Raw genomic sequence first — 24,765 nt, 5'->3', positions numbered from 1 at the left:
AGCTTAGGTGCCTGAAATAATCAACTGCCGGAGATTGAAGATAATTTTTGCAAAGACCCCTGATCAGTGGCAAGACCAGTCCCAAAATACCAATTCCATTTTTCCAGACTGCGGCCCGGTAGAAAACCCCTGGCCCGGCAAAACGATAGCGATAATACCAGTGCCAAAATAAAACAAAGTGGTATTGGTTGTGAGTTCAAATACTGCAGGTTTTCATTACCATCATGTGACATCAGCGTGGCTTTAAAAAGTCTGTGCAAAAAGCCTTGTTTTTCCCATTCAAACAAAGCTGACGCGGCGTTGACAACGATGCACTGGCACTTAAGTGGCATTATAAATATAAAACCAGTTGACCAGTTTTTTTGCGCCTAGTATGTTGTGGCTGCGTGCCTGAAAAAGGCAGATAAAAACATCGCGGTAGCCAGAAATGGTTTCAGAACATCATTCAGCAGAGACATACACTATGCGTACAGAAAAAGACCAGCCCCAGCACCCCATGCGATGGGTACCCAGCCTGTATCTGGCATCCGGCATGCCGTTTTATGCGGTCGCCCTGATCGCTGGCCTGATGTACAAAAGCATGGGCGTGCCGAATGACCAGATTGCCCACTGGACTGGACTGGTGGGGCTGGCCTGGGTATTCAAGTCTTTGTGGAGTCCTTTCCTGGAAGCCGCAGGCAGCAAGAAAATGCTGGTGGTGCTGTTTCAGTTGATCGGTGGTGCGGCACTGGGCCTGGTGGCAGTTTCGCTGCAATTGTCGATGTATTTTGCCATCAGCATTGCCTTGCTGGGTGTGGTGGCGATTGCATCCGCCACGCATGACATCGCATGCGATGGTTTGTATATGGCCAGCCTCAACAACAAGCAGCAAGCCACCTATGCAGGATGGCAAGGCGCATTTTTTAACGCCGCGAAATTCCTTACCCTGGGCCCCATGGTGTATCTGGCTGGTTACCTGGAAAAAACTCTGGCACCGGCGCAGGCCTGGACCATCATCTTTGCCATCATGGGCGTGCTCTTGTTCGGCCTGGGTTTGTACAACAGCTGGTCACTGCCTGGTACTAAAAACACGACATCCAAAGCATCCATGCACAGCATCTTTGTGACCTTGCAGGACGTGATCATTGAATTTTTCAAAAAACCCGGCATCTGGCTGGCAATCACCTTCATCATTTTATTTCGCGCCGCCGAAGGCCAGATACAAACCATAGGCCCGCTGTTCTTGCGCGAAGCCAGGAACCTGGGCGGCCTGGGCCTGACTACCGATCAGGTCGGCATTGCTTACGGCACCGCCGGCACCATCGCCTTCCTCGGCGGTAGCGTCCTCGGTGGTTACTTCGCTTCATGGCTGGGTTTGAAACGCGCCCTGCCCTGGCTGATACTGGCGATGAATACCCCCAACCTGGCCTTCTTCTTTTTGAGCAGCAGCCTGCCAGAAAGCATGACCGTCATCACCGCTGCGCTGGCCTTCGAGATGTTTGGCTATGGCTTCGGTTTTGTCGGCCTGATCCTGTTCATCATGCAGGTGGTGGCCCCCGGCAAATACCAGACTGCCCACTATGCACTGGGCACCGGTGTCATGCAATTGGGTTTTGTCTTGTTCAAGACCATCAGCGGCGATATCCAGGTGTCACTGGGCTATAAGAATTTCTTTATCTGGGTATTGCTCAGTGCCATCCCGGTATTGATACTGACCCGCTTTGTGTCGCATGGCGATGCCCCGCCGGGTGCCAGCAAATCCGGTGAAACTGAAGGTTTGGTGAAGACAGCGGATGCATAGAATCTCCTGACTAAAATGCCGTGGCGCAATGTAAAAATTGCGCCATTTTTTTCGTCCGCGAATAATTTTTACTTATTTAAAAAATAACACTTGACGCTCCCTGCAAATGGGCGTGCAATAGACAACATGCGCAAGAACGTGTTGACGATCTGGACGCATGCCAACTTACACCGGAGACCTATCTTGCAACCAAGGACAAAAAAATTATTGCGCCGCCTGAGCGCCATCAGCGTCATGCTGGTCAGCACCAGTCTGCTGGCACAAAGTTCAGGTATTACCCGCACCATCGTGACCAAGGCTGATTCATCCATTCCCGGCAAGGAAGATATCATTGCCCGTATTGAAATCGCCGCTGGTGCCGTGGTCGGCTGGCATACCCATCCCGGTGATGAAATCAGCTATGTGACGGATGGCGAGGCAGAATTACTGGTCGCCAATCAGGCACCACGCAAAGTCAAGGCTGGTGAAGGATTTGTCATACCGGCCGGTGTCGTCCATAGCGCCAAGAACCACGGCAGCACTCCCATCAAACTGGTCGGCGTATATGTGCTGGATAAAGATAAACCACTGGCCTCACCTGCACCTGCACCGGCATCTGTACCCGCCGCAACTTATTAACAACCGGTAGATTAATGGGTGTAACGCCGGAATATGGCATCCAGCTCGCCGCTTTTTTTCAGGGCGGTAATCGCCGCATTCAGCCTGGGTAGCGCCGCTGCCCGGGATGGGTGTACGCGCAGCATCATTTCGCTTTCATCGATCATGCGGCCTTCATCGCAGGCATAGCGTTGTGCATCGACTTTTGTCCAGTATTGCCGGACATAATTGCTGATGATGATCTGGTCAAAGCGCTTGGCTTTCAGGGTCAGCAACAGATTGGGGGAATTGAAAATGTCAGCGCGCTGTATATCCCCGCTGGCAAAAGCTGCTTCAAATTCGGGATAAAAGTAGCCGGAAATCACACCGATTTTCTGCCCAAAAAAATCGCTGACGGCCTGCTTTTTTGGCGCTTCGCCCGGCCTGAAACACAGTACCGCTCGGGGCAAGCCAAAAGACAGGCTATACAAACCAGGTAATGACGAATTGCTGCGCCATTTGGGATTGGCACCGACTTCAATATCCAGTTGCCCATCTTCAAAAGACTTCAACAAACGGCGCATGGGCAGGTATTGCTGATCCAGTTTGTCGCCACTCAGGCGAACGATGGCCGCCATCAAATCCGGGAAGATGCCGCTAGGCCCTTTGTCCCCTACCAACACAAAAGGTGCGTCACCGCCTTCATAATAGGCAATGCGAAAGGTGTCTGCCATTGCTGGCGATGCGATCAGCACCGACACTGCAAACATCCATTTCCTGATCATTACGTCCTCGAATTCCTTGATTGTTCTCCAGGTGGTGACCTGAAGATTAGGGCTACCAGGCAAGTGTAATGTGAAAACATGACAGGATACTTGCAGAAAAGAAATCAAATTTGCAAACGATGGTTAAGAACCTGCTTACGATCTTACTGCGCGAGCGTGATCGGGGCTCATGCGCTGCTCAAAATGCTCATGTACTTATAGTACATTCCGCTTTTTGCGCTGCTCTTCACTCCCGCTGACGCTCGCTCGCTACAGATCGTAAACAGGTTCCAAGCCAACCCGGGTAAGCGCAAGGCCACACCGTCATTCAGCCCCCGAAAACCGCCACCCATCGCATAGTCAGGCGGGATGACTTGTCGAAATTTACAGCAAGGGCTATCTTTGCTGCATGCAAACCGCACATGCATCCTCTCCGTGCTGTCCTGCACTGCCAAGACCTCGACACATCGTCGTGGTCTTCATGGTGCGAAAAATCGCGCAAAAGCGGCGGAAAACGGAAACATTTATTCTAATTTTCAGTTAAAAACATGCTCTCGCGAGCATTTTTATGAATGAGTGGCATTTGCTTTCGAAGTTTAAGAAAATTTGAATTGAATCAAACGTTCCTTAAATAATCCGATGTGTTTATGATGCGCTGCTAATTAACTCATGCGCAATATGATATTTCTCCCAAAATGGGGAATCGGGCCAACGTTGCTCTTGTCGATAGTATTGCTTGCACAACACAGAGAATTGTTGATACTGCATTCGTATCGACTGTGCCACATCTCGTATCTCCCCCTTGTTCACGATAGCGTCTGCTGCCGCGATGGCGTTGGCGATGGCTTTGCAAATACCTTGCGAGGTGAGCGGGTCGTAGGTTGAAGCCGCATCACCGATTGCCAGCCAGTTTGCGCCATGGAGTTGATCCAGGCAATAAACGGGAGCAGGAAAACTGAGTATTCCATCGGACATGGGGATACCAGCTTGCGCCAATTTTTGCGTATGAGGTGCGGCGGCCATCATTGCATCCCAGGCCTGGATTTGTTGCAGTTGCTGAGCCTTGACTGTATTGGCATCGCTATAAAACGCTAGCAACAAAGTCGCATCAGGCAAGTTTGCGCCATACCACCAGCCATGCTGTACTGCTTCGAGGTGTGTTAAACCATTTTTCCCAACTTGAGTATCCGTGATTGCAAAACGCCTGGCCAGGCAAACCAGCGCCTGAGCATTGCGCTTTTGACTGCCGCACTTGCGCGCAAATACGGCACGTGGTCCACTCGCATCAATGACAAAATCGGCATGGATACGGGTTTGATCTGGCGTAGTCGATGTCTTCTCTGCCAAGTGAAGCTCATAGCCGGATGCAACACTGGAAATGACATCTTTGAGCATGGTATTGACGCGCAACTCGACTCCACGACTTTGCGCCTGCCCGGCTAAAAATCGATTAAATTTGCGTCGATCCAAATGCCAGCCATGTCCGAACGGATTCATCAAGGTGTCGTTATAGCCGCGTTTGTCGCTGCCCCAGTATGAACAACTGCCGTAGCAAGGCGCATGGCCTTCACGCAGAAATGCCTGATCAATTTCGAGCGTCTGAAACAGGCGCAGGCTTTCCGGTGGAATGCTTTCGCCTATACAAAATTGGCTGTAATCATGCGCTTCAATCAGTACTACATTCGACACCCCACGTTGCGCCAATGCCAGTGCGCATGCACTACCCGCCGGGCCGCCACCGATAATGGCGACCCGGAATCGCGAGGGATTTTCTATTGACACTTATTTTTTCTTTTCTGGTTCAGGTGCATAGAGTTTGTCGATTACCGTATTTGGCCAATACTCAACCAAATTGCTTTCATCGGTTTCGAATTGGCTACTCACTTCAAGAAAATAATCCTCGCTTTTCAGAGATGGCGCATCAGCATCCTGCGCTATCGCCCGACTTTGCAGGATGAAACCGATACGACTCCAGTTCAATAGGAATTCTTTGCGGTCTTGGTAACGCCCTGTGTTCATCGCTGGACGGTTAAAGCCCTCATTCTCAAATCGCCTTGCCTTCGTACCGTTACCACGTACAGAAAAACGCTGAACTGCCTTTTCCCCATCGCGAGAGACAACATAGCCATTGTTTGCAACCACATCGCGATAGGTGTACACCGCAACCGGTCTTTGTGCAGGCCAGGATGCGAAGGTAAAAGTATTGAGCCCAGCAAAATTCATGTCTGTTGCAGCGTCGATATTTTCATCGGTCAATTCACCGCCCGGGTTGGGGTCGGGAAGGTGGGTTGCGCAAGAGTTGTAATCGGTATGCCAAGGCAGCGCCATGAATTTGCAAAAATCCCCAGGTTGCACAGGGGACTTGCGTAGTGGCGTATAACCAACTCCCAGAAAAGGCGTATCCTTGCTCGCCTTACTGTAATCCAGTACTTGCATATTGATGCGGAATGGTCCTGCGCTGCCAGGCGTGGCCCAATTTGCGTGATAGAGATTGGGGTCACGAACACTAAAGCCCATTTCTATACCTGGACCAAAGCGTCCACCCAGGCAATTGAACAGGATGGTCTTATCGAGCAATTCACCAGGCCCCAAGGAAGCCGATGGCGTATCGTCGGGGCGCTGATAAATATCATTAGCCCATTGCGACATGAAAAAGTATTGGCTGGTAGTAAGGCTTAAAAAACTTTTTCCCTCATCGCCCAGAGACAGGGGCATCAGCGGAGAACCTATTGTCGAACCATCCGCATAATTTGGGTCGCGGATAAAATTCATGATCGGAAAATCCAATCCATCCGCAGGCAAGTCCCCAAGGAAATCATGTCTCTCCACAGCTTTGTCCGGCAAACTGACATTCCATTTCTGTAAGGATGCTGCGCGCAAGACAGGAAATACATCTTGCACATAATTGGGCTTGAAACTCACTTGATATTTTTGATCTTGATACACAGCGGGCTGCAGTGCGAAATTTTCCAGCCAAGTGGTATACAACTCGCCCCACAATGTCACGACGTTCGTCGTTTGTGGCGCATAGGCTGGGTCGGTTGAAATCACCCAGGCACTGCCGTCAACTGGGCGCGTACTGCCATCGTCGAATATTAAAAATGCTGTCACTGGGCCATCGGCGGTATCGTCCAGCCAATTGTCGTTATTGACGTTTTGATTCAAACTCGCATGCGGCGCGTAATTGCCTTGCGCGTCGAAGCCGCAAGCCAAACCATAACCGCCCAATACCAAAAGACGCCCATTACTTTCGGAACTCAATGCACCCAGGGTTTGAATTTTGCGGCTATAAATTTCTGGCTCAGTGTGTGCATCTTCGCTGGCGGGAAACGAGATGGGGTAGTTGGCCAGGTCGATAATCGCCCCTGTGCTCACCTGACCGTAACAGGGTAATGTCATGTTGTCGAAACGGATACTGCCACCACTCGCCGCATGCAAGGCGCGCGGACCTGCATCGATAACCAGTTTCTTGAGGCGCTGCGGATCGGCGGGATCGGCGCAGTTTGCAAATGTGGGATTGCGTAACTTCGGAAACTTACCCTGTTCGAACGGCGTGACACCTTCACCACCTAGCCAACTGTTGGCTTTTTTATTCGCCAAGTGCACAGTCCACACGATATCTTTGACTGTCTTTCCATCCACCATGCTGCCAATCTGAATTTCATTTCCGCCGCCATTGGGATAAGTTTCAATACTGCTGTGATCGGGGAAGTCATACTGATAAATTCTGAAGCGCGCAGCTTGTCGCTTCAACTTGCCGCTAGCATCGCGCAAGTCGCTACTCATGATGGGCGTCTGTTCTGTACCGGGTTTGATCGGCAAACCACCTTTCATCGCCTGACCTGGAATATCCATGCCAGCCATGCTTTCCGGGCCAAGATAATATTCTTCGCTATTGCCCACGCGGGCAATACCAATGACGGGATGGATGCGTAAATTCGTGTGTGCCATGTATGGCTCCTGATGGGGTAGATGATATCTAATTTTTCTGATGGGAAGTTATGGGAGCATGCCTTCCCTTACCCACTGGTCGTATATATTGATCGCTTCTTGAGGCAGTTTTCCAGATGGCGGCATAGGATGTGGTGCCGCTTTGATGAACTCATCATGCTTGCCACCTCTGACTGGTAAACGCTCTTCAGACTTCACCAACCACTTGCCATTTGCCCGATCATAGTCATAACCATGAATGGCTACCTGTATCTGGTAATAGAAAAATTTCACACTCTCATAGTTGCCCAAGTGCAGCGTTTGTGTTCCGCTTTCCGTGGCCAGTTTCACCTTGTCCATTTCGGCAGCGTATTTTGAAAACAGGCATTTAATATCGTCTTTAAAGCTTAGTTTTTTCACTTTTCTATCCTCGGCACTTTCTTCATTATTTGGATACTTTGGAATAAATCAATATTTCAGGCGCACTGAAATCCTTATCCATGATTGGAGCCGTTTTGGTGCCGCTGATGGCTGCCGTGACTTTCCATTCCTGTCCTTGTTTTTTACCAACCAAACTATTGATGATGCCCGTGATATCTTCGCTGATGACAATATCTCCATGCGCGTGATGGCCAACCAATGCCCAATATGCTGTGCTGGAAATCAAGTAACGGTCGCGAAAATCCTTGTCGGAAATCGCTTCTTCAACATTCGCTGGATACAGGTATACGTCCGCTTGAAAGCTGTAATCTTTGGACTGATCAATGCGTGAAAATTTTACGTTTACTTTGTTCGGATTGCCCACTATTGCGTTGGGAATGATGTACTTGCCAGTGCGCTTAACCTTTGGATTGGCGACAGCTTCGCTTTCGCTATGGCTTAACAAGGCACTGAACAGACTGATTTGATTATCGCCAAACACATAACCGGCTTGCGCATGTCCATCGATCAAAGCCTGAATTTCATCTCTGCGCAAAAATTCATCGCCAGTTTGCGACTGAAAACCATAGCCCAGTTTGATCGTATTAAAGTAAATACCGGCAGCCCCCATATTTTCCGTGTACGAACCTGAATCGCTGCGTTTTTCGCCTCCACTCCCTGTATTGAAACCTATCGGTTTGAGCAGACTATCGTCTTGTTCGCCGCGCAGATAAGTGTTTCGATTACTGCCACTCATTTGTTCCGTACCATGTTCCTGAATCCATTTTTCCAAGCTGTAATCGAGGAAATTATGGAAGACATAAAAAATCGGATCCAAGCCTGCTGTCGTGTTTTGTCCCATGTTGCCATTCACATAGCCATAATGCATTTTATTGTGAATTTGGGTTTCCAATTTACCGCCAGTGCTGAGTCCATATTCGTTACCACCAAAAGCATTCCAGTCTAGATAAAAAATCTGGTAGGCCATTAAATAGGGCGAGGTTTGCGGCAGGCTACGGGTTAATTGTTCACGGCTACGCGTCGTGTCGTAAAGGGGGGAATTTATATTTTCAAACGCTTTTGGATAGCGCACGCCGCTCGGTTTTTTTGTGAAATTCCAATATGGCAGGGTGACGTTCTTTGTGCTTGGCCCGAAAATCCCTTCGGGATCCGCAGCTTGCAAGGCTAGTTCATAATAATACAATTCTGCACGATGCCATTGCAAAAAGGTATTCTTTCTATGCTCGCATTCACCCGGGTATTCCTGGTGGGTCTTCGTGCCATTTGGAACATTGAGAAAATTGCGCACATTGCAGCTATCGAGATTAGGGTTGCCCAGCAACCTTGTCATTTTTTCTGTGGACAAGGAAGCAGTGCGTTGATCGAACACATCAATCGATGCGCAATCGTGCACCCATGCCTGCCATAGAAAACCAGTACGATCAAAAACATTCTGCTCACTTTTGCGCTTCATCATTTTTACAGCATGTTCATATGCTGCGAGTTCTGCAGGCGTTAAGTCATCAATGTTCTTACGATATTTGACTTCACGCGTAAGGTTATCGTTGACTTTGAGCTCAATCATGGATGCTGGCAAATCGGCTTTTTGCGCAAGTGCATTGGTGCTGCTTAATCCCAGACATAATAGCGCCGCAAGCAATCGATAATTCGATAGTTTCATTTCTGGATTCCTTCTGGATTCGGTATGAATTTTTAGCAACTAGAAAAAACCTCCACAAAAGTACACATTTTAGTGACGATGTGGAGGTGTTTTATTTGTAAAAATTTGGGTGACTTTAGTGTGACTCAGTGTCCAGCATGTCCACTCTGTACGTCATGTGCACCATGTGCGCCAGCAGAAGCCCCGCCTTTTCCATTTGGAACGACAACCTTGACGTTTTGCATCATGCCCTGGTCTTCATGTTCAAGAATATGACAGTGCAAGACGTATTCGCCGATGTAACGCTGGTAGCGGGTTGCGATTTCGATTTCGTAATTTGGTGCCACCAGAAGCGTATCTTTCCAAGTGCCAATTAAATTTTGATACTGTTGATAGGAGTCGCTGTTCTTGTCTTCAGGATCTTTGCCCACCCATTTGATGCCAACAATTTGAAAAGGGTTAACGTGGATATGGAATGGATGGCTACCTACTTTGGATCTGAGTGTCCAAATCTGCTCGGTCCCCAAAATCAGAGTGTGGTCAACACGGTCTGGTTTATAGGTATAGTCAAGACTCGGTTGCAGATTGGGATCAAACTTTCCCTCAACCATAAAGCGTGTTTTTTCTTCTACCTTGGCACTATCAAAGACCTTGGCAATATCAAAGGTCACGTATTCTTTAGGTTTACTATTCAGTACAGCCAGCTTTTCAGGAGTAAAGCTCGGATGCGGCACAAATTTATTGAGTTGCAAATCGTTCCTTAAATTCTCTTTGACTTGTTCGCGCACAGAAGGCGGTTGTGTTTGTGCCGCCGTGAGCAACTGCTGAGTCATGAATTTGGTTTGGCTCGCTTGATCTGTTGCGTGGTTTGCTTTGCCGATGGCTTGACCAGGCTTGCTCGCGTCTATCACTGCAAGCAAGCGTGCATTTTTGGCCGCGTCATTGTTAAGCGAAGAAGCTGCTTTGTCATCGTAGACGCAATATTTACCTGCATTGGGCAGCGCAAACAGAATATCGCTGCGATAACCAGGCTGTAGGTAATTCGTGTTTTTTGAAATAGCCTTGGCATGCGTCAATCCATCGCTGGCGACTTCAAATTGCCATACATCGCTGCCATTGCAAACTTCCTCTATCGACTTCTTCCCACTCAATAAGGCATCGACATCATTGATGCTGTCGATCTGCTTGATGCGCAATTTCACAGTATCTTGAAAGCCTGCATCAATCAAACGCCAGCGATATACAGTATTGTCTGCCATGACGATTTTAGGCTGTACCTGACCATTGATCATCGTATTACGCCCTGAAGTACGCCAGATACTTGGATTCTCCACTTGACCAAAGCTCTCCACCACACCGACTTCGTTTTCGCTGCAAGTCCAAGGGCCCACTTCTATTGTGTTGCCTTTTTTATCTTTGCCATAAGTAGTATGATAATTTGAATAGGGTTTATCCGGTGTATTGTCAAAGCAAGCGTAAGGCACTTGCTGCAGCATCATGACTTCAGCACTGCTACCACCCTTAGGTTCGAATTTCTTTAGCAAAGTATCCAGATCACCATTTCCTGTGGGACTGGGATAGCGATCACCTTTTACAATCAAGGCACCTGTCATGCCACTGCCTACTTGCATCGCTGTTGTGCCATGCACGTGCGGGTGATACCAAAACGTTCCTGCAGGATGGTCTACCGGAACATTGTATTCATACTCAAAACTGACATTCGGTTCGATCGACAGTAATACATTGTCGCTATTCCCGCTCGGCGAAATCCACAAGCCATGTGAGTGCAGATTGGTGATATTAAAACAGCCAGGACTACCAGCCGCATTCAATGCCGTTGGCGTACATTGAACTTCGGTTTGATCCGTATGCTCAGCTAATTTTTCGACCTGTTCTGGCAATTGATTATGCAGCTTATAACGTACCGTTTGGCCGGGTACAACCACAACACTGGGTGCTTGAAAGCGTGCTGCACCAAGCGCATCGGCAGCCCAGGACTTATCGGTTTTTTGCTGGTAGGCGCGCAATTTAACTTTATCCGCTTTGCCTGTCAGCGGGTTGTAAATGCTACCTTCGGTATAGCGAATAAACAGGTCGTAGGATTTTTCGAATTGGTCTCTTGCGCTAGGTGTGTGACCCGCAGGTAAGTCATTTGGAGTCAACAATGGCGGCATTTGCAACAAGCGATGATTAAGTGCATTCAGTGTCGGACTAAGCGCTACATTTTCCTTGGCCAGGACAGGAGCAGAACATAATGCAGTGACCGCAAGCCAAAAGAATGTGTGTTGATACTGAAATGATTTTTGGTGTGACATTTAGGTATCCCAAGTTAGACCTGGAAACGGCAGTTGACCGCTCCAGGGAGTTAATAAAGTCTTCAATTATTGTAAGAATTCAGAGCTGAATATCCACCCCAGGCAAAGCTGGTGTAAAACTTGGCGCACCAATTAAGGTCGCTTTTCTGCTTATCACTATCAGTTGCTGCTATTTTTAAAGTTGATGCATCAAGAAATTCAATGCTGCGTGACCTTTTTATCAGCAATCAGATGATCGAAGTATAGAAATATCGTCGAATAAGGACGCTGGGATTGCGATATATAGCATTATATCAATTATCTAAATGCATTTCAAAAGATACACTATTTACTCCGAATTTACGCTGGGCAATATTACTTTAACAAAAAAACTCCAGGGAAAAACGAGAAAAAATTGATTCTATTGCTATAAAGTTGATTTTTCGCAACACTTTCCGTGCGAAAGCGTGATGGGGTATTCAGTAATATATTTCACATTGGCAACACGTCGATTGATCTTACAAATCTCACGAAAGAAAAGGCCAGATCACATGTCTAATGAAGAAAAAGTCAAAGGCCCAGCATCTTATTTTCCATCAATAGAAAAGAAGTATGGCAAGCCCATCCAGCATTGGCTGGACCTTGTTCAACAAAGCAAAGGGTTGAAGCACATGGAGATCGTGAACAAACTCAAGACAGAACACGAGTTAGGACATGGGCATGCTAATACGATTGTCGCCTATGCCTTGAGTGAAGACAAAAAATAGACTGGTCGTTGTGGTGGCTAACATCGACCCAGGGCCCCGCCGGGTTTAACCCCAAGACCTTTGAAGGGCCATTCTTGAGCTTCCTGTCATTTGCCAATTCGCTGATTCCCCTGCTGGTACTGGAACTGTATCTGCGCGCACAAGATAGCAAAAGTACAGCCGCCCGATACAGCATGGCAGGCGTGCTGCTGGTGTTGAGCGTGGCCAGCGGCATTGGCATTGGCATTGCCGTAGCCTTCATGGGTATGTGGCGACCACATCTCTGACATTTTGCAAATAAAGCCAAATGCATGGGCAAGTATGCACCGGGCTACTGAGTGTAAAGGCAGAGAATAATGGAAATTATGCCTTCACTGCAAAACCCAAAGCGGCCAGCGCAATTTCAGCGGCTTGCTGGTCTTGCAGCGCATTGCCGCCGGATATGCCTATGCCACCGATGACGACGCCATTATCGATGATAGGGCAGCCACCGCCAACGGCAACCAGGCGCGGCCTGTGGGCCAACTGGGCTACGACATCATTGCTGATGATGGCATTCCAGCTGTGTGTGGGTATGCCAAAAGACGCCGCCGTCCAAGCCTTGTCAATGGCCACATCCACCGTCAGGAAAGCGGCATTGTCAGCCCGTTCAAAGGCTTTCAAATGACCGGCATTGTCTGTGACAGCGATGGTGACAGTAATGCCAATGTCGCGCGCAGCAGCACTGGCCGCAGCAATCAAAGCCGCTGCTGCACTCGCCGTGATACTGGCTGCGGGAAATGATTTAGTGATTTGTGTCGTTTGCATAAATTTTTATCCTATTAAAAGAAAAGTTGGGCCTTGCCCCCTACCCACGACGAAAACTCACCAGCCTGGTGGATTTTTTGGTAGAAGCACTAAGGTAGAAGATGCTGGCTCAGCCTCACTGGACTGCATGCCTGAAATCAAAACCCCTGCAATACAATCTTGCCCTGTGCCTTGCCGCTTTCTATCAGGGCATGGGCCTTGCGCAGGTTGGCGGCAGTGATACTGCCAAAATTGGCGTTGACTGTGGTGCGTACCTTACCGGCATCGACCAGTGCTGCCACTTCGGCCAGCAACTTGCCTTGTTCATCCATGTCCGGTGTCTGGAACATCGAACGGGTAAACATCAGTTCCCAATGCAGGGAAATCGATTTGGATTTCAACTGCATCAGATCCAGTGTTGCCATATCATCGATCACACCCAGGCGACCTTGCGGCTTCAGGCTGGCGATAATTTGTGCATAGTGTTGCGGCGTTTGTGTCAGGCTGGCGACGATATCCACGCCATCAATACCCAGCGCCTTGAGTTCTTCGCTAAGTGCTTTTGAATGATCGATGACCGCATGCGCGCCAAGATCCAGGCACCATTGCCGTGTGCCGGGGCGTGATGCAGTGGCAATCACCCGCAACTGCGTCAACTGACGTGCCAGTTGTATGAGTATGGAACCGACACCACCGGCACCACCGACGATCAGCAGTGTCTGCCCGGCACCACCATCCTTGGGTAGGCCCAAACGATCAAACAGCAATTCATAGGCCGTAATGCTGGTCAGTGGCAAGGCGGCAGCCTGCGCATCGTCCAGGCTGGCTGGTGCCCTGGCGACGATGCGTTCATCCACGGCATGCAATTCACTATTTGCGCCAGGACGGTTGATGGCACCGGCGTAATACACCCGGTCACCCACGCTGAAATTGCTGACGGCAGAACCGACAGCCTCAACCACGCCAACCGCATCCCAACCCAATACTTTCAGTTGGCCTTCAGCAGGTGCGCTGCCTGCTCTGAGCTTGGTGTCGACAGGGTTGACCGAAATAGCATTCACCCGCACCAGCAGGTCGCGTGCTTCCAGCGCTGGTGTTGGCAATTCCACATCTTCCAGGGATGCGCTGTTATCGATGGGTAAACAATGGCGGTAAGCAATGGCTCGCATAAATAATCCTTGAGTATGTCGCATGGTGTCCGGAACCATATCCAGATCAGTCCAGACATTGTAGAATCTGAAGCGTGAATTGATAAGCTCAATAAATAACTATCACTTTCAAATGAAAATTGAAAATATAGGCGACCTGCATGTGCTGGTGCAGACAGCGCGCTGTGGCTCACTGTCTGGTGCTGCCGGTGTGCTGGGCATGACACCGGCAGCTGCCAGCGCCGCCATGAAGCGACTGGAAACCCAGTTGGGTACACGCTTGTTTGAACGGTCAACCCGGGCACTGCGCATCACCGCCCAAGGGCAAATCCTGCTCGACTATGCGCAAAGGGCGTTTGATTTACTCGATGAAGGCGAATCGCAGGTATCCGAGGCCCGCACCGCTCTGGTAGGCACGATACGGGTCGCCGCCCCGTCCGACCTCACGCGTACTACCCTGCTGCCCTGGCTCGATGAATTCCTGGCCCTGCACCCGGGTGTGCAACTGGCACTGAATGTGGGCGACAGGCCGCTGGATGTCGTGCGTGATGAAGTCGATGTGGCACTGCGTTATGGCACCCTGACAGATTCACGCCTGGTGGCACGCCTGCTATGCCAAAACCACCCCCTGCTATGCGCCGCACCATCCTACCTGGCCCGCCACCCTGCCCCCACAAGCCCGCAAGACCTGACCCAACACAACTGCCTGATTTTCGAGCGCAATGGCCGCCTGCACAAAACCTGGCGCTTTGCCCAGCAAGGGAAATGGAAGGAAGTACGTGTAAGCGGTGACCGCAGCGTTGACGACGCCTCGCTGGCCCGCATGTGGGCAGTGGCCGGTGCCGGCATCATTTTCAAGTCATTGATCGACGTCAGGGCAGAACTGCAAGACGGCAGCCTGGTGCCATTGTTGACGGATTGGGAGACCGATCCCTATCCACTGCATGCGCTGCTGCCCAGCGGGCGCTTCATACCGAACCGGGTACGGGCGCTGGTGGATTTTTTAGCAGAGAAATTTTCAGTAGTACTACGCTGACGCAAATTCAGGCTTCCACACCCCACACCAACACTGCATTGCGTAAGTCCTGTTTATTCATTTTATTCATTTTTTGTTTCATTGCCATTCAACTCTGTATAACGTCGGAAACCGTCGCGTACTGCATCCAGCAAATCCTGGTCGTTCCATGGTTTGGTCAGGAATTTATAAATTTCACCGCGATTGATCGCCTCAGTCAGGCTATCCAGACCGGTATACCCGGACAAAACCATGCGTATGGTCTTGGGATACAATTTGCGTGTACGGGCCAATAATTCTGTGCCTGTCATGCCTGGCATTCTCTGGTCAGTCAGGATCACACCCACAGGGTGCAATGCCAACAATGCCAGCGCTTCTTCGGCACCGCTGGCAAGCAGTATATGATAATTTTCGCGACGGAATAAGCGTGACAGCGAAGACAGGATACCGGCTTCGTCATCCACCAGCAACAGCGCCAATCGCTCTTCTTCGGCCTGGGTTTCTTGCGGAACATAGGTATCCATGAAATCCGTCATGGCGTCACCGGGCAGGGGTTTGCTGATCAGATACCCTTGTATGACATCGCATTGCAGGGCACGCAGATAGCGCGCCTGACCTATATCTTCCACCCCTTCTGCAATGACTTCCAGGCCAAGGCTATGACCCATGGCAATGATGGCCTTGACGATGGACGCATTGCCGCTATTGCTCGTCATGTCACGCACAAAAGCCATGTCAACCTTGAGTTTGTGTACTTCAAGTTGTTGCAGATAAGCGAGAGAAGAATACCCCGTGCCAAAATCATCAATAGACAATCGCACCCCCAGCGCTTTTAAATCCGCCAGGGATTTGAAAGACTGCTCCTGGTCCAGCATGATGCTGCTTTCGGTGATTTCCAGTTCCAGCTGGTGGGCTGCGATACCGGTTTCTTGCAAACATGCCCGCACTGTTTCCACCAAAGTCCCGCGGCTCAACTGCAGCGCAGATATATTCACAGCAACCTGACGCAAATCAAAACCCATATTTGACCATTGCTTGATTTGCTGGCAAGCCTTGCGCAAGACCCAGGCCCCCAACTGCACGATAAAACCACTCTCTTCGGCCAGCGAAATAAAACTATTTGGCGGGATCAGTCCGCGCACAGCATGTTGCCAGCGCACCAGCGCCTCCAGCCCCACAATTTGACCGCTGATCAAATCCACCTGAGGTTGATAATGCAAGCGCAACTCGTCACGTTCTATGCTGCGACGCAAGTCGGCTTCCAGCGTCAGGCGCTCTTTGGCGCGACGGCTCATATCAGAAGAAAAGAAACGCAAGAGACCACGTCCCTGCGCCTTGGCCTGATGCAGGGCGGAGGCGGCATTGCTTTGCAGGGATTCAGTATCACTACCGTCATTGGGATACAAGGCAATACCGATACTGGCACCGACATACACGCTATGCGCGCCGAGTTCGACCGGTCTGGCCATTTCCTCTATCACACGCTGTGCCAGCAGATCTACCCAGGGCATGCCATCTCCTGGATGAAGGATGATATTGAACTCATCGCCACTGATGCGGGCAATGGCATTACTATCGGGCAGGAGGGTTGTCAGGCGTCTTGCAGCTTCTATCAATAATTGGTCACCCAGGCTATGGCCCAGGCTTTCATTGATGGTCTTGAAATTATCAAGATCAATATAAAGCAAGGCAAACTGCGTCTGTTCACGTTCAGCATTTTGCAAGGCATGAGTCAATAATTCATGGAACAGGGCGCGATTGGGCAAACCTGTGAGCGGATCACGGTTGATGAAAAAATCCAGCTTTTCTTCGGCATAGCGACGTTGCGAGATATCACGGTGGGAACCGCGCAAGCCCAGGTACTTACCGCTGGCATCGTGCACCGTCTTGCACACATGTTCTATCCAGCGCTCTGTCCCATCCTTGGCCTTTATGCGAAAAATCAGTGCGGAAGCATGTGCACCGCTTGGGTCATTGATGTCATTTGGGTCGCTTGATTTGCTTGATTCACTTGATTCGCCGGCGTCATTTGAATGTGGCCCATGTAATTTCCATGCATCCAGATCATCAGGATGAATGATTTTTTCTATCAGCCCTGCATCTGCGAAAAACTCTTCCGGGGTATAGCCAGAATCTTCCAGACAAGCGGGCGACACATACAGATAGCTGCCATCGGGTGCCATCCAGTATTCCCAGTTGGGTGAATAATCAGCCAGGATGCGGTATTTTTCTTCGCTCTTGATCAGCAATGCCGTACGTTGCGCGACCAGTTGTTCAAGAAAATGCCTGAGTCTGGCCAGTTCCAGATGGGTGCGCACGCGCGCATATACCTCATCGATGTCAAAGGGTTTGGTAATGTAGTCTGCACCGCCAACGTCAAAGCCTTTGAGTTTTTGTTGTTTGGTATCGAAGATGGTGACGAAGATGACAGGAATACGATTGCCGGCAGCGGTAGCCTTGATGCGGCGGCAAACTTCATACCCATCCATGCCAGGCATCATAATATCCAGCAAGACCAGATCGGGTGGCGTTGCACCAGCCACCATTTCAATTGCCTTGGCGCCGGAATTGGCAACCATGATGCGATAGCTGCCTTTTAGTGCTTCCAGCAATTCATGAATATTTTCCGGCACGTCATCCACCACCAGTAAGGTGGGTGGACGTGCCGGATCAGTATGGCGAGCGATATCAAAATTGATGGGATAGCGGCGATAGCGCTGCAATTCCAGTTGGTTGCGCACGCGCAGCAGCAAGAGATCTGGATTGACAGGCTTGGTAATGTAATCAGCCACGCCCAGGGTCAGGCCGCGTGCTTCGTCACCGGCATCTGAAATGGCCGTCACAAAAATCACCGGAATGTCTGCCGTAGCCGGATTGGCTTTCAAATGCACCAGGACAGAATAGCCATCCATCCCCGGCATTTTTATATCCAGCAATATCAGGTCGGGATGGGGTAGCCGCTGTGCCAGTTCCAAAGCTTTTTCGCCAGTACTGGCAGCAATGATGGCATAGTCGTCACGCAACATGTTCATCAAGCCATGCAGGTTTTCAACCACGTCATCGACGATGAGTATGCGCTGGCGGGTAGTAGCGGTGTGGGTAACGTGGGCAATATTGGCAATATCGGTCATGAGACAGTCACTCGCTTAATGGACTTAGACGTTTTTTCAGATCAGTCAGCAAGGCGAGCGCGGCATCAATATCAAACACATCGACGCTAGCCGCAATGGCTGCCAGATCCGCTTGCAAATGTGTCCCGCTGACCCCGGCTTGCAACTCAGCCAGTACCGGCTCGACACTACCCAGATCATACGCTAATGCCTCACCCAGTTGTTGCAATAGCACGTTAACTTGTGCAGCATCCAGGATTGCTGGCGCAGAGGCATTCGCATTCTTATTGGCATTGGCAGCCTCTGCCTCGCTGTCCAGTCTATCAATATTGGCAAACAGGTCTTGTGCCAGGCTATGCAATTCATCCAGTTGTGTCTGATCGGGCACTTCCCCCTGTTTTAGCAGCTTATCAATATCGGCTATTTTACTGTGCAATGCGACGGCAGCAACATTTCCTGTCACACCTTTAAGCATATGACAATACTCTTCAGCCTGCAGCAGGTTTTTTTGTTCCAGCAACTTTTGCAACTGGCTGGGCATATCCGCATAATTCACCCTGAAGCGCCGCAACTGCTTTAGATAGGCAGAAGTTTTTCCCCCTATACGACGCACCCCCTCGTGCGCGTCCAGACCGGCCACGGCCAGCCATGCTGGCGGGATTTCAAGTACCTGGCGCGTGGCGAGGTGTGCACCTGACCTGGGGTCTGGAATATGTATCCACTTGGCCAATACCGCCATCAGTTTGTCTGGCGCGATCGGTTTGGTGACATGGTCATTCATCCCCGCAGCCTGTGTCTTTTCTGCATCATGTGCCATCGCCAGCGCAGTCGTCGCAATGATGGGGAGTTGGGCAAAGCGTGCACTGCCATCCGCATTGACCAAGGCACGGATACGCCGTGCCGCTTCCAGGCCATCCATGACCGGCATCTGTATATCCATCAGCACGGCGTCATAGTCATGTCTTTGCACTTGCTCGATTGCGTCCAGGCCATTGACTGCCTGATCCACGTCTATCCCTTCGCTGCGCAGCAATTCGGTGACAAACTCACGATTGATATCATTGTCTTCCACCAGCAAAATACTGGCACCCGCCAGTTGACCGCTGACCGCCAGGTCGGGCAGTGTTACACGCAGCCTGTCAGCACTCCCCAGGATGCGGGCACGACCAAGTACCGTCAATATGCCATCCAATAATGCAGAAGGCGATACCGGTTTGATGAGGAAACCATCGACACCCGCCTGTTCGGCAAAACGGATCACATCCTCACGGCCATGGGCGGTCACCATCACGATCTTGGGTTGAGACTTGATGGCAGTATCACTACGTATGCGTCTGGTCACCTCATCCCCGTTCATGCCCGGCATGCGCCAGTCTATCAAGATCAGGTCGTAGGCTTTGTCACCAGCGTTTCTGAGCATGTCGAGCGCACTGCCACCATTTTCTGCGGTGCTGACGTCCACATGGAAATAGCTCAACATTTCTGTCAGGATTTCACGCGATACCTGGTTGTCATCGACCACCAGGATACGCAAATCATCCAGCAGCCGACCAGTTTGCTCTATCAGGCTGGTGGCGGCAGTCTGCGTCCTGGTCGCTATTTTCAGTTGAATGGTAAAGCAAAAGGTGGTGCCCTTGCCAAGCTGGGTATCCTCTATCCAGATCTGCCCACCCATCAACTCAACCAGGTTTTTACAAATTGCCAGACCCAGCCCAGTGCCACCAAACCGGCGCGTGGTCGACTGATCGGCCTGGGTAAATTTGGTAAACAAGCCATCCCGGATATCTGCCGGGATACCTATGCCAGAATCCCGCACATACACTTGCAGCCGTACATCCGTTTCAGTCAATGACAGGCATTGAAAGCCCAGTTCCACCTCACCATGTTCCGTGAATTTGACCGCATTGCCACACAAATTCAATAAGACCTGCCCCAGCCGCAAAGGGTCGCCTATCAACACAGGAGGGATGCTGACATCATAACGAATCAGGAACTCTATGCCCTTGTGTTCAGTCTGGTAGCTGATGGCATCGGTAAGCTGCTCAAGCACCGCTTCCAGCGAAAACTCAATTTTCTCAATGCCCAGTTTGCCTGCTGCTATCTTTGAAAAATCCAGGATGTCATTGATGATACCCAGCAGCGAACGGGCTGCGCCTTGTGCCTTGCTCAAATAATTGCGCTGAGTGGAGCTCAGCTCGCCTTTAAGGGCCAGATACAACATGCCCAGCACTGCATTCATGGGCGTGCGAATTTCATGGCTCATATTCGCCAGGAACTGTCCTTTGGCAAGATTGGCGGATTCAGCCTGCTCCTTGGCCGTCAGCAATTCCTGGGTACGCTCAGTCACTATTTTTTCCAGATTGTGATTGAGCTCGTCCAGTTCCTGCAAGGAGACAAATAATTGCTGACGGCCTTCATTAAAAGCCTTCACCAGTTCACCCAGTTCATCCCGATAAGGATAAGGAACATCTTCCATCGGCATATCGCTGGAACGAAACCGCCAGTTCGCCACTGCCGTGGCAACCGTGGTCACAGAATTGGACAAACGATAGCGTATGGTCCATAAAAAAATCAGCCACAAGGCACTGGTGACAATAATGGAATTCAGCAGCACGATCAGGAAACCGTACTTGACACGATTCCAGATCACATCATGGCCAGAATACATCTTCAACTGGCCAAGCAAGCGGCTGTCACCACGTGGAGCATGATAAAAAAGAGGAATAACAGTACGCTTGATCTGGCGCGTAAAAAAAACCGCTGGCTCTTTAGTTGTGGGCGGCACAGCGCCCATTTCCAGCAACATTTCTCCGGCAGCATTTTCGATCTGCACACCAGTGACGATGGCATTTTGGCTGGCACTTTGTGCGATGCTCACCAATTGTGGGCGATCCAGCTCCCATACCGCATTGCTCACATGCGGAGCAATTGTCTGTCCCAGGGAAGCCAGGTCACCATCAATATCACGGCTGACGCTGACATACTGGATCAGTAATTGTGCCACGGTCATACTGATGGCAACCAGCAGATACCATGGCAGCATCGTGTACAACAAACGTCGGGAAAGTGTCTGCGCCAGGAACATCGATTGTCCTTCAAGAGTTAACACTACGTTTTAGTGCCACCACCACCGGGTATCCGGCTCCAATGTACCTGCTGGCAAAACTGGATTAGCGAGCTTGATCACTTGACGCCGCTCGCTTGCCAATTGCTTTATTTCTTTTGCATGATAAGACTCGAACAACTGGCGAAATGAGCCATCTGCCAGCGCCAGTTTTAATCCGCGCTCTATTCTCGATGCAAGTTGTTTATTGTCTTTGTTCACCCAAAAATAAACCGGGTAAGGGAAATACAGCGCCTTGCTTTTTTCTGTCATCAACTGCGGAAATTGCGCTTTATGTTTTTCGATTTCCAGGTAGGCTTCATTCAAACCGCGCGTAAATGCATCAAAGCGCCCAGCCGCCAGCATGCCAAACAGGTTTTCATAGTTAGTCGAGGTCACTACCGTAAATCCATTGGCACGTAAAATCGCTAAATCCGCCCACTGGCTGTTCAGGCCGAAAGTCAGTTGCTGACGCAATGCCTGTTCATCCATCAGTGCAATACTGGCCTGGTCTGCCTTGCGAATCACCAACACCCGATAACCGATAATGCCACGCAAAATGTCAATTTTGATGGGCAACATCTGCGTCTCACGCTCGGTATTGGTGCCCAGCGCAATGACATCAATCACACCCGACTGCAATAAAGAAATACCACGATTCTGGGTCACGTCTTCAGCAAAAGGCTCCAGCCCGACATGGGCCGCCTCATCGCGGGTATGTGCGAGCGCCAGTTCAAGCAACTTCCAGCGGTATTCGTAGATAGGGCCAACCGGGAAATATTTCAGGCTGGATTTCAGACCCGCCTGGCCTGCATAGGAAAACGGGCTGGCACAAAGTAGCACGCAAAAACAGGATGCCAGCATAGCCTGCAACAGCCCAGGCACGACTTTACCCAGGCCCGTATGCCACCCCGCCATGCGCCTGACGTAATCTGAGGAAATGTGCAAAGCAAGGAACATAGACTTCCCACTTTCAAGCTGTTTCTATCCTGACTTGTCGATAAGTCACTAACAACGCCTGAATGCAGTATTCCCCAATTGAGCGAATATCACAAGAGCAACTTTCGTTTTTCACAATTCGTCAACAAAACCTGTCAACAGGGTGAATTCTACTTATTCCTCTCAATTGCCGAGTCTTTAGACAATGTTCTCGGATATTTTTCATTAGAAATCTGCGGAATCCCAATCCTCTTCATGTCCTGCAAGTGCCCGTCGCAATACAAATTCCATAGATAACAATATCTATTTTTTTGGCATTTTTTGAGAGATGTTGGCAATCCGATCAGATAACACTTGAAGGCAAAATATTTCGATGTAGCTCCAGCGTTTGCGATAGCTGTCTCCCTGACCGGCGAAAATATAAAGCCCATCCTCCATACCAACTTTACCTTTAATAAGGTCTAGCTCATCTATGTCTCGCCCTAACCAAGACGGCACGTCAACTACTTCACTGCCAAATTTATTCTTCGACTCGGAATCGGCAGAGTAAATGCAATTCAATTGCGAAATAATGGCGTCAGGTTCTGCATCTATTCTGTAACAATAAATCTTTTGGACCGCCACTGGAATTTGAGCGTTAAGGCGCACAAACAAATCTTTTTGCACATCGTCTGCACTCTTAGTAATATTTATCAAAGCAAGTGCAAAAACCAAGATTAACGTGATACTTACTAAGAGGGTTCGTTTTGTTTTCCAAAGTCGATAATTTATTTTCATGTGGATAACTTCTTTAAATTTTAGCGTTCCGTATCACCAAACAGGGTATTGCTATTCAAGAAAACAGAGGTGAACCCGCGGTGATTACTCTTCTAAATCCATATGTACGTTATTTGGGCTGCTGATCTAGGATTTGGCTAACCACGCTTAAATACCAATAACTATCAAGTCTGCTAATCAATGGATTAACGTCGTTTTTGGTATGGATTGAAATATCCATTTCGGGTTGCTTTGTTTGGTCATAAACAATATATTCAACTCCCACTCCATCCAGAAAGGACTCTGGTATTTCAACCTCTTTCGTTTCCACCTTATTTTTACTGCGAATTTTATAGTTACAGTCTAACAATCCGTGTAGATCCTTCCCTTTTACGAGGTGGTAACATTCAATCCTTTCGATGTCTTGAGATATACGAACAGAAAAGTGTTTAGTCATTGATATTGTTAAATCAGATTCGCTAATAGTTGGCCTCAAAAATGCTGTCGCAACACAAACTACAATCAAAATTACTCCACCTATCCAGGCTTTGCACTTCCATTTAGATACATTAATTTTCATATTTTTTGTACCATTTCAATTGAGATTTCGTATTAACTTTCCCATTCAAAATTAGGTTATAACACTCGTATAATCATTTCATTGAAGTGGTCTTTTTGATACCATTTTAATTAGCGTTGTCCCCGCTACGTCTTGTAATCTCACCGCACGACGTTATGATGTCCCATTCCTCCCACCGTCTAGTGTTACCGTTAGATTGTTTTGCTTTATCGGTCATTTCGTATCTTATAAATGCTTCCAACCGGTCATCAAAGAACCCTTCAAAAATACCTCCTAAACGAAAACCATTAGGTTCTTCTGGTTCGACCTGGCAATTGTCCGGATGATTTGCGTGGTAGTCACGTCCAGTCTTTTCTGTTGGACCCAATAATAAGTCTCCACGTTCTATCGTCTTGTCATATAGCTTTATGCACATTTCGTCTTTAGGAATAATCCGCTTTTCTTTTGCACAATAATCTGGAGGGCGAGCCGTTACATAGGCGTATAGCAAGTAGGTGATCAACAAGCCAGGTATGGCCACCTTGAGAGACTTCATGAATGCCAGGCGTTTCTTCAATGGTGTTTTCATACTGGTTCTCTCAAACAATGTTAATAAATGCTTTGGTTGTTATTTCGCATTCGTTGCACATTTTTTCTCACAATTACTCAAATTCTAATCAAGCACTTTCATGTTGAACAATTTTCAGTCAAGGCAACGAAACATCCATCACAATGGCACCACTCAGTGAAGCGAGAATGAAGGGAATGTGAAAGTCGTGTGAAGTAATACAGCTTTCTGAAACTGTTTTAGTATTTTCATTGCGAGAGCCAAATGCAGACGCGTTTTTAAGAAAAAATGCGCGCAAGACTATTCTGGAAAGATATGACCTCAAAAGCATTTGCCTGCCGGCTCAATTAAACTTGCTGCAGATGGCGCTCAATAAAGGATAGGTCGTCATTTGATGATTGTGACTTCCCACCAGGAAGTGCATTGACCGGAACTGATGCTGACGATGAGCTGGTTGTTGCGGTCTTGTGTTTGGGCGGATGGGGCTAGTGTAGTGCTTCGTTTTTCTTTGAACCAAGCTGGCGATTTGCGCGGATGACTTTCTGCAGAATGTCATTGGCCTTGGCGGTCCAGACAAAAGGTTTCGGATTTTGATTATGCACATTGATGTA

General features: G+C 49.2%; 19 protein-coding genes and 1 pseudogene. 5 read left to right on the top strand and 15 right to left on the bottom strand.

From position 1 onward, the window contains the following. The first annotated feature begins 463 nt into the window (after positions 1–463). Together ACO0K9_RS25190 and ACO0K9_RS25185 are read left to right on the top strand one after the other, a co-directional pair. Positions 464–1,780 carry an MFS transporter gene (locus ACO0K9_RS25190; RefSeq protein ID WP_422989624.1) on the top strand — a complete coding sequence of 439 codons (1,317 nt, stop codon included), beginning with the start codon at positions 464–466 and terminating at the stop codon, positions 1,778–1,780. A 183-nt stretch (positions 1,781–1,963) separates the two neighbouring features. Then, entirely contained in the window at positions 1,964–2,398 is a 435-nt protein-coding gene (locus tag ACO0K9_RS25185; protein ID WP_422989622.1) for a cupin domain-containing protein, read from the top strand. A gap of 11 nt (positions 2,399–2,409) precedes the next feature. Here the strand turns inward: ACO0K9_RS25185 and ACO0K9_RS25180 are convergent, their stop codons facing one another. The 6 genes from ACO0K9_RS25180 to ACO0K9_RS25155 all read right to left on the bottom strand — a co-directional run bounded on the left by ACO0K9_RS25180 (position 2,410) and on the right by ACO0K9_RS25155 (position 11,445). Then, complete coding sequence (locus tag ACO0K9_RS25180; protein ID WP_422989620.1) at positions 2,410–3,126, bottom strand: substrate-binding periplasmic protein; 717 nt, start codon at positions 3,124–3,126, stop codon at positions 2,410–2,412. 639 nt (positions 3,127–3,765) lie between these two features. Then, positions 3,766–4,902 carry an FAD-dependent oxidoreductase gene (locus tag ACO0K9_RS25175; protein WP_422989618.1) on the bottom strand — a complete coding sequence of 379 codons (1,137 nt, stop codon included), beginning with the start codon at positions 4,900–4,902 and terminating at the stop codon, positions 3,766–3,768. After that, positions 4,903–7,071, bottom strand: coding sequence for a LodA/GoxA family CTQ-dependent oxidase (locus tag ACO0K9_RS25170; RefSeq protein WP_422989616.1), 2,169 nt, complete (start codon positions 7,069–7,071; stop codon positions 4,903–4,905). It abuts the gene before it with no gap. Positions 7,072–7,119: 48 nt separating this feature from the next. Next, entirely contained in the window at positions 7,120–7,470 is a 351-nt protein-coding gene (locus tag ACO0K9_RS25165; protein WP_422989614.1) for a hypothetical protein, read from the bottom strand. 25 nt (positions 7,471–7,495) lie between these two features. After that, entirely contained in the window at positions 7,496–9,151 is a 1,656-nt protein-coding gene (locus ACO0K9_RS25160) for a tyrosinase family protein (protein WP_422989612.1), read from the bottom strand. Between the two features lie 125 nt (positions 9,152–9,276). Further along, on the bottom strand, positions 9,277–11,445 hold the full coding sequence (locus ACO0K9_RS25155) for a multicopper oxidase family protein (RefSeq protein ID WP_422989610.1): 2,169 nt from the start codon (positions 11,443–11,445) through the stop codon (positions 9,277–9,279). A gap of 530 nt (positions 11,446–11,975) precedes the next feature. Here ACO0K9_RS25155 and ACO0K9_RS25150 point away from each other — a divergent pair. Both ACO0K9_RS25150 and ACO0K9_RS25145 read left to right on the top strand, forming a co-directional pair. Beyond that, positions 11,976–12,191, top strand: a complete 216-nt coding sequence (locus tag ACO0K9_RS25150) for a DUF4287 domain-containing protein (protein ID WP_422989608.1) — start codon at positions 11,976–11,978, stop codon at positions 12,189–12,191. Positions 12,192–12,265: 74 nt separating this feature from the next. Then, positions 12,266–12,457, top strand: a complete 192-nt coding sequence (locus ACO0K9_RS25145; RefSeq protein WP_422989606.1) for a hypothetical protein — start codon at positions 12,266–12,268, stop codon at positions 12,455–12,457. Between the two features lie 76 nt (positions 12,458–12,533). On the opposite strand, the gene ACO0K9_RS25140 is transcribed toward ACO0K9_RS25145, so the two are convergent. Both ACO0K9_RS25140 and ACO0K9_RS25135 read right to left on the bottom strand, forming a co-directional pair. Beyond that, positions 12,534–12,962 carry a GlcG/HbpS family heme-binding protein gene (locus ACO0K9_RS25140; protein WP_422989726.1) on the bottom strand — a complete coding sequence of 143 codons (429 nt, stop codon included), beginning with the start codon at positions 12,960–12,962 and terminating at the stop codon, positions 12,534–12,536. 152 nt (positions 12,963–13,114) lie between these two features. Continuing rightward, the gene (locus tag ACO0K9_RS25135; RefSeq protein ID WP_422989604.1) at positions 13,115–14,125 is read right to left on the bottom strand and encodes a zinc-binding alcohol dehydrogenase family protein; all 1,011 of its coding nucleotides are present in this window, start codon (positions 14,123–14,125) and stop codon (positions 13,115–13,117) included. Positions 14,126–14,237: 112 nt separating this feature from the next. Here ACO0K9_RS25135 and ACO0K9_RS25130 point away from each other — a divergent pair, with 112 nt between their 5' ends. Then, the gene (locus ACO0K9_RS25130) at positions 14,238–15,140 is read left to right on the top strand and encodes a LysR family transcriptional regulator (protein WP_422989602.1); all 903 of its coding nucleotides are present in this window, start codon (positions 14,238–14,240) and stop codon (positions 15,138–15,140) included. A gap of 62 nt (positions 15,141–15,202) precedes the next feature. Here the strand turns inward: ACO0K9_RS25130 and ACO0K9_RS25125 are convergent, their stop codons facing one another. The 7 genes and pseudogenes from ACO0K9_RS25125 to ACO0K9_RS25095 all read right to left on the bottom strand — a co-directional run. After that, positions 15,203–18,250 carry an EAL domain-containing protein gene (locus ACO0K9_RS25125; RefSeq protein WP_422989600.1) on the bottom strand — a complete coding sequence of 1,016 codons (3,048 nt, stop codon included), beginning with the start codon at positions 18,248–18,250 and terminating at the stop codon, positions 15,203–15,205. A 7-nt stretch (positions 18,251–18,257) separates the two neighbouring features. Further along, complete coding sequence (locus tag ACO0K9_RS25120) at positions 18,258–21,314, bottom strand: response regulator (protein WP_422989598.1); 3,057 nt, start codon at positions 21,312–21,314, stop codon at positions 18,258–18,260. Positions 21,315–21,344: 30 nt separating this feature from the next. Then, positions 21,345–22,292, bottom strand: coding sequence for a substrate-binding periplasmic protein (locus ACO0K9_RS25115; protein WP_422989596.1), 948 nt, complete (start codon positions 22,290–22,292; stop codon positions 21,345–21,347). 282 nt (positions 22,293–22,574) lie between these two features. Further along, complete coding sequence (locus ACO0K9_RS25110) at positions 22,575–23,048, bottom strand: hypothetical protein (protein WP_422989594.1); 474 nt, start codon at positions 23,046–23,048, stop codon at positions 22,575–22,577. A gap of 109 nt (positions 23,049–23,157) precedes the next feature. Continuing rightward, positions 23,158–23,607, bottom strand: coding sequence for a hypothetical protein (locus tag ACO0K9_RS25105; protein ID WP_422989592.1), 450 nt, complete (start codon positions 23,605–23,607; stop codon positions 23,158–23,160). A 106-nt stretch (positions 23,608–23,713) separates the two neighbouring features. After that, entirely contained in the window at positions 23,714–24,175 is a 462-nt protein-coding gene (locus ACO0K9_RS25100; RefSeq protein WP_422989590.1) for a hypothetical protein, read from the bottom strand. Between the two features lie 464 nt (positions 24,176–24,639). Then, positions 24,640–24,765 (bottom strand): annotated as a pseudogene (locus ACO0K9_RS25095) (IS630 family transposase); the annotation flags it as partial.

The organism is Undibacterium sp. Ji50W (assembly GCF_049340445.1).
Taxonomy (GTDB): domain Bacteria; phylum Pseudomonadota; class Gammaproteobacteria; order Burkholderiales; family Burkholderiaceae_D; genus Undibacterium.
The sequence above is the reverse complement of the archived record's forward strand: the minus strand, read 5'-3'. Positions and strand labels throughout refer to the sequence as shown.

Bases quoted from the DNA above. Each gene is read 5' to 3' on its own strand.
- ACO0K9_RS25190 (WP_422989624.1), top strand. From the start codon at position 464: ATGCGTACAGAAAAAGACCAGCCCCAGCACCCCATGCGATGGGTACCC.
- ACO0K9_RS25180 (WP_422989620.1), bottom strand. From the start codon at position 3,126: ATGTTTGCAGTGTCGGTGCTGATCGCATCGCCAGCAATGGCAGACACC.
- ACO0K9_RS25170 (WP_422989616.1), bottom strand. From the start codon at position 7,071: ATGGCACACACGAATTTACGCATCCATCCCGTCATTGGTATTGCCCGC.
- ACO0K9_RS25160 (WP_422989612.1), bottom strand. From the start codon at position 9,151: ATGAAACTATCGAATTATCGATTGCTTGCGGCGCTATTATGTCTGGGA.
- ACO0K9_RS25155 (WP_422989610.1), bottom strand. From the start codon at position 11,445: ATGTCACACCAAAAATCATTTCAGTATCAACACACATTCTTTTGGCTT.
- ACO0K9_RS25150 (WP_422989608.1), top strand. From the start codon at position 11,976: ATGTCTAATGAAGAAAAAGTCAAAGGCCCAGCATCTTATTTTCCATCA.
- ACO0K9_RS25135 (WP_422989604.1), bottom strand. From the start codon at position 14,125: ATGCGAGCCATTGCTTACCGCCATTGTTTACCCATCGATAACAGCGCA.
- ACO0K9_RS25130 (WP_422989602.1), top strand. From the start codon at position 14,238: ATGAAAATTGAAAATATAGGCGACCTGCATGTGCTGGTGCAGACAGCG.
- ACO0K9_RS25125 (WP_422989600.1), bottom strand. From the start codon at position 18,250: ATGACCGATATTGCCAATATTGCCCACGTTACCCACACCGCTACTACC.
- ACO0K9_RS25120 (WP_422989598.1), bottom strand. From the start codon at position 21,314: ATGTTCCTGGCGCAGACACTTTCCCGACGTTTGTTGTACACGATGCTG.
- ACO0K9_RS25115 (WP_422989596.1), bottom strand. From the start codon at position 22,292: ATGTTCCTTGCTTTGCACATTTCCTCAGATTACGTCAGGCGCATGGCG.
- ACO0K9_RS25110 (WP_422989594.1), bottom strand. From the start codon at position 23,048: ATGAAAATAAATTATCGACTTTGGAAAACAAAACGAACCCTCTTAGTA.
- ACO0K9_RS25105 (WP_422989592.1), bottom strand. From the start codon at position 23,607: ATGAAAATTAATGTATCTAAATGGAAGTGCAAAGCCTGGATAGGTGGA.
- ACO0K9_RS25100 (WP_422989590.1), bottom strand. From the start codon at position 24,175: ATGAAAACACCATTGAAGAAACGCCTGGCATTCATGAAGTCTCTCAAG.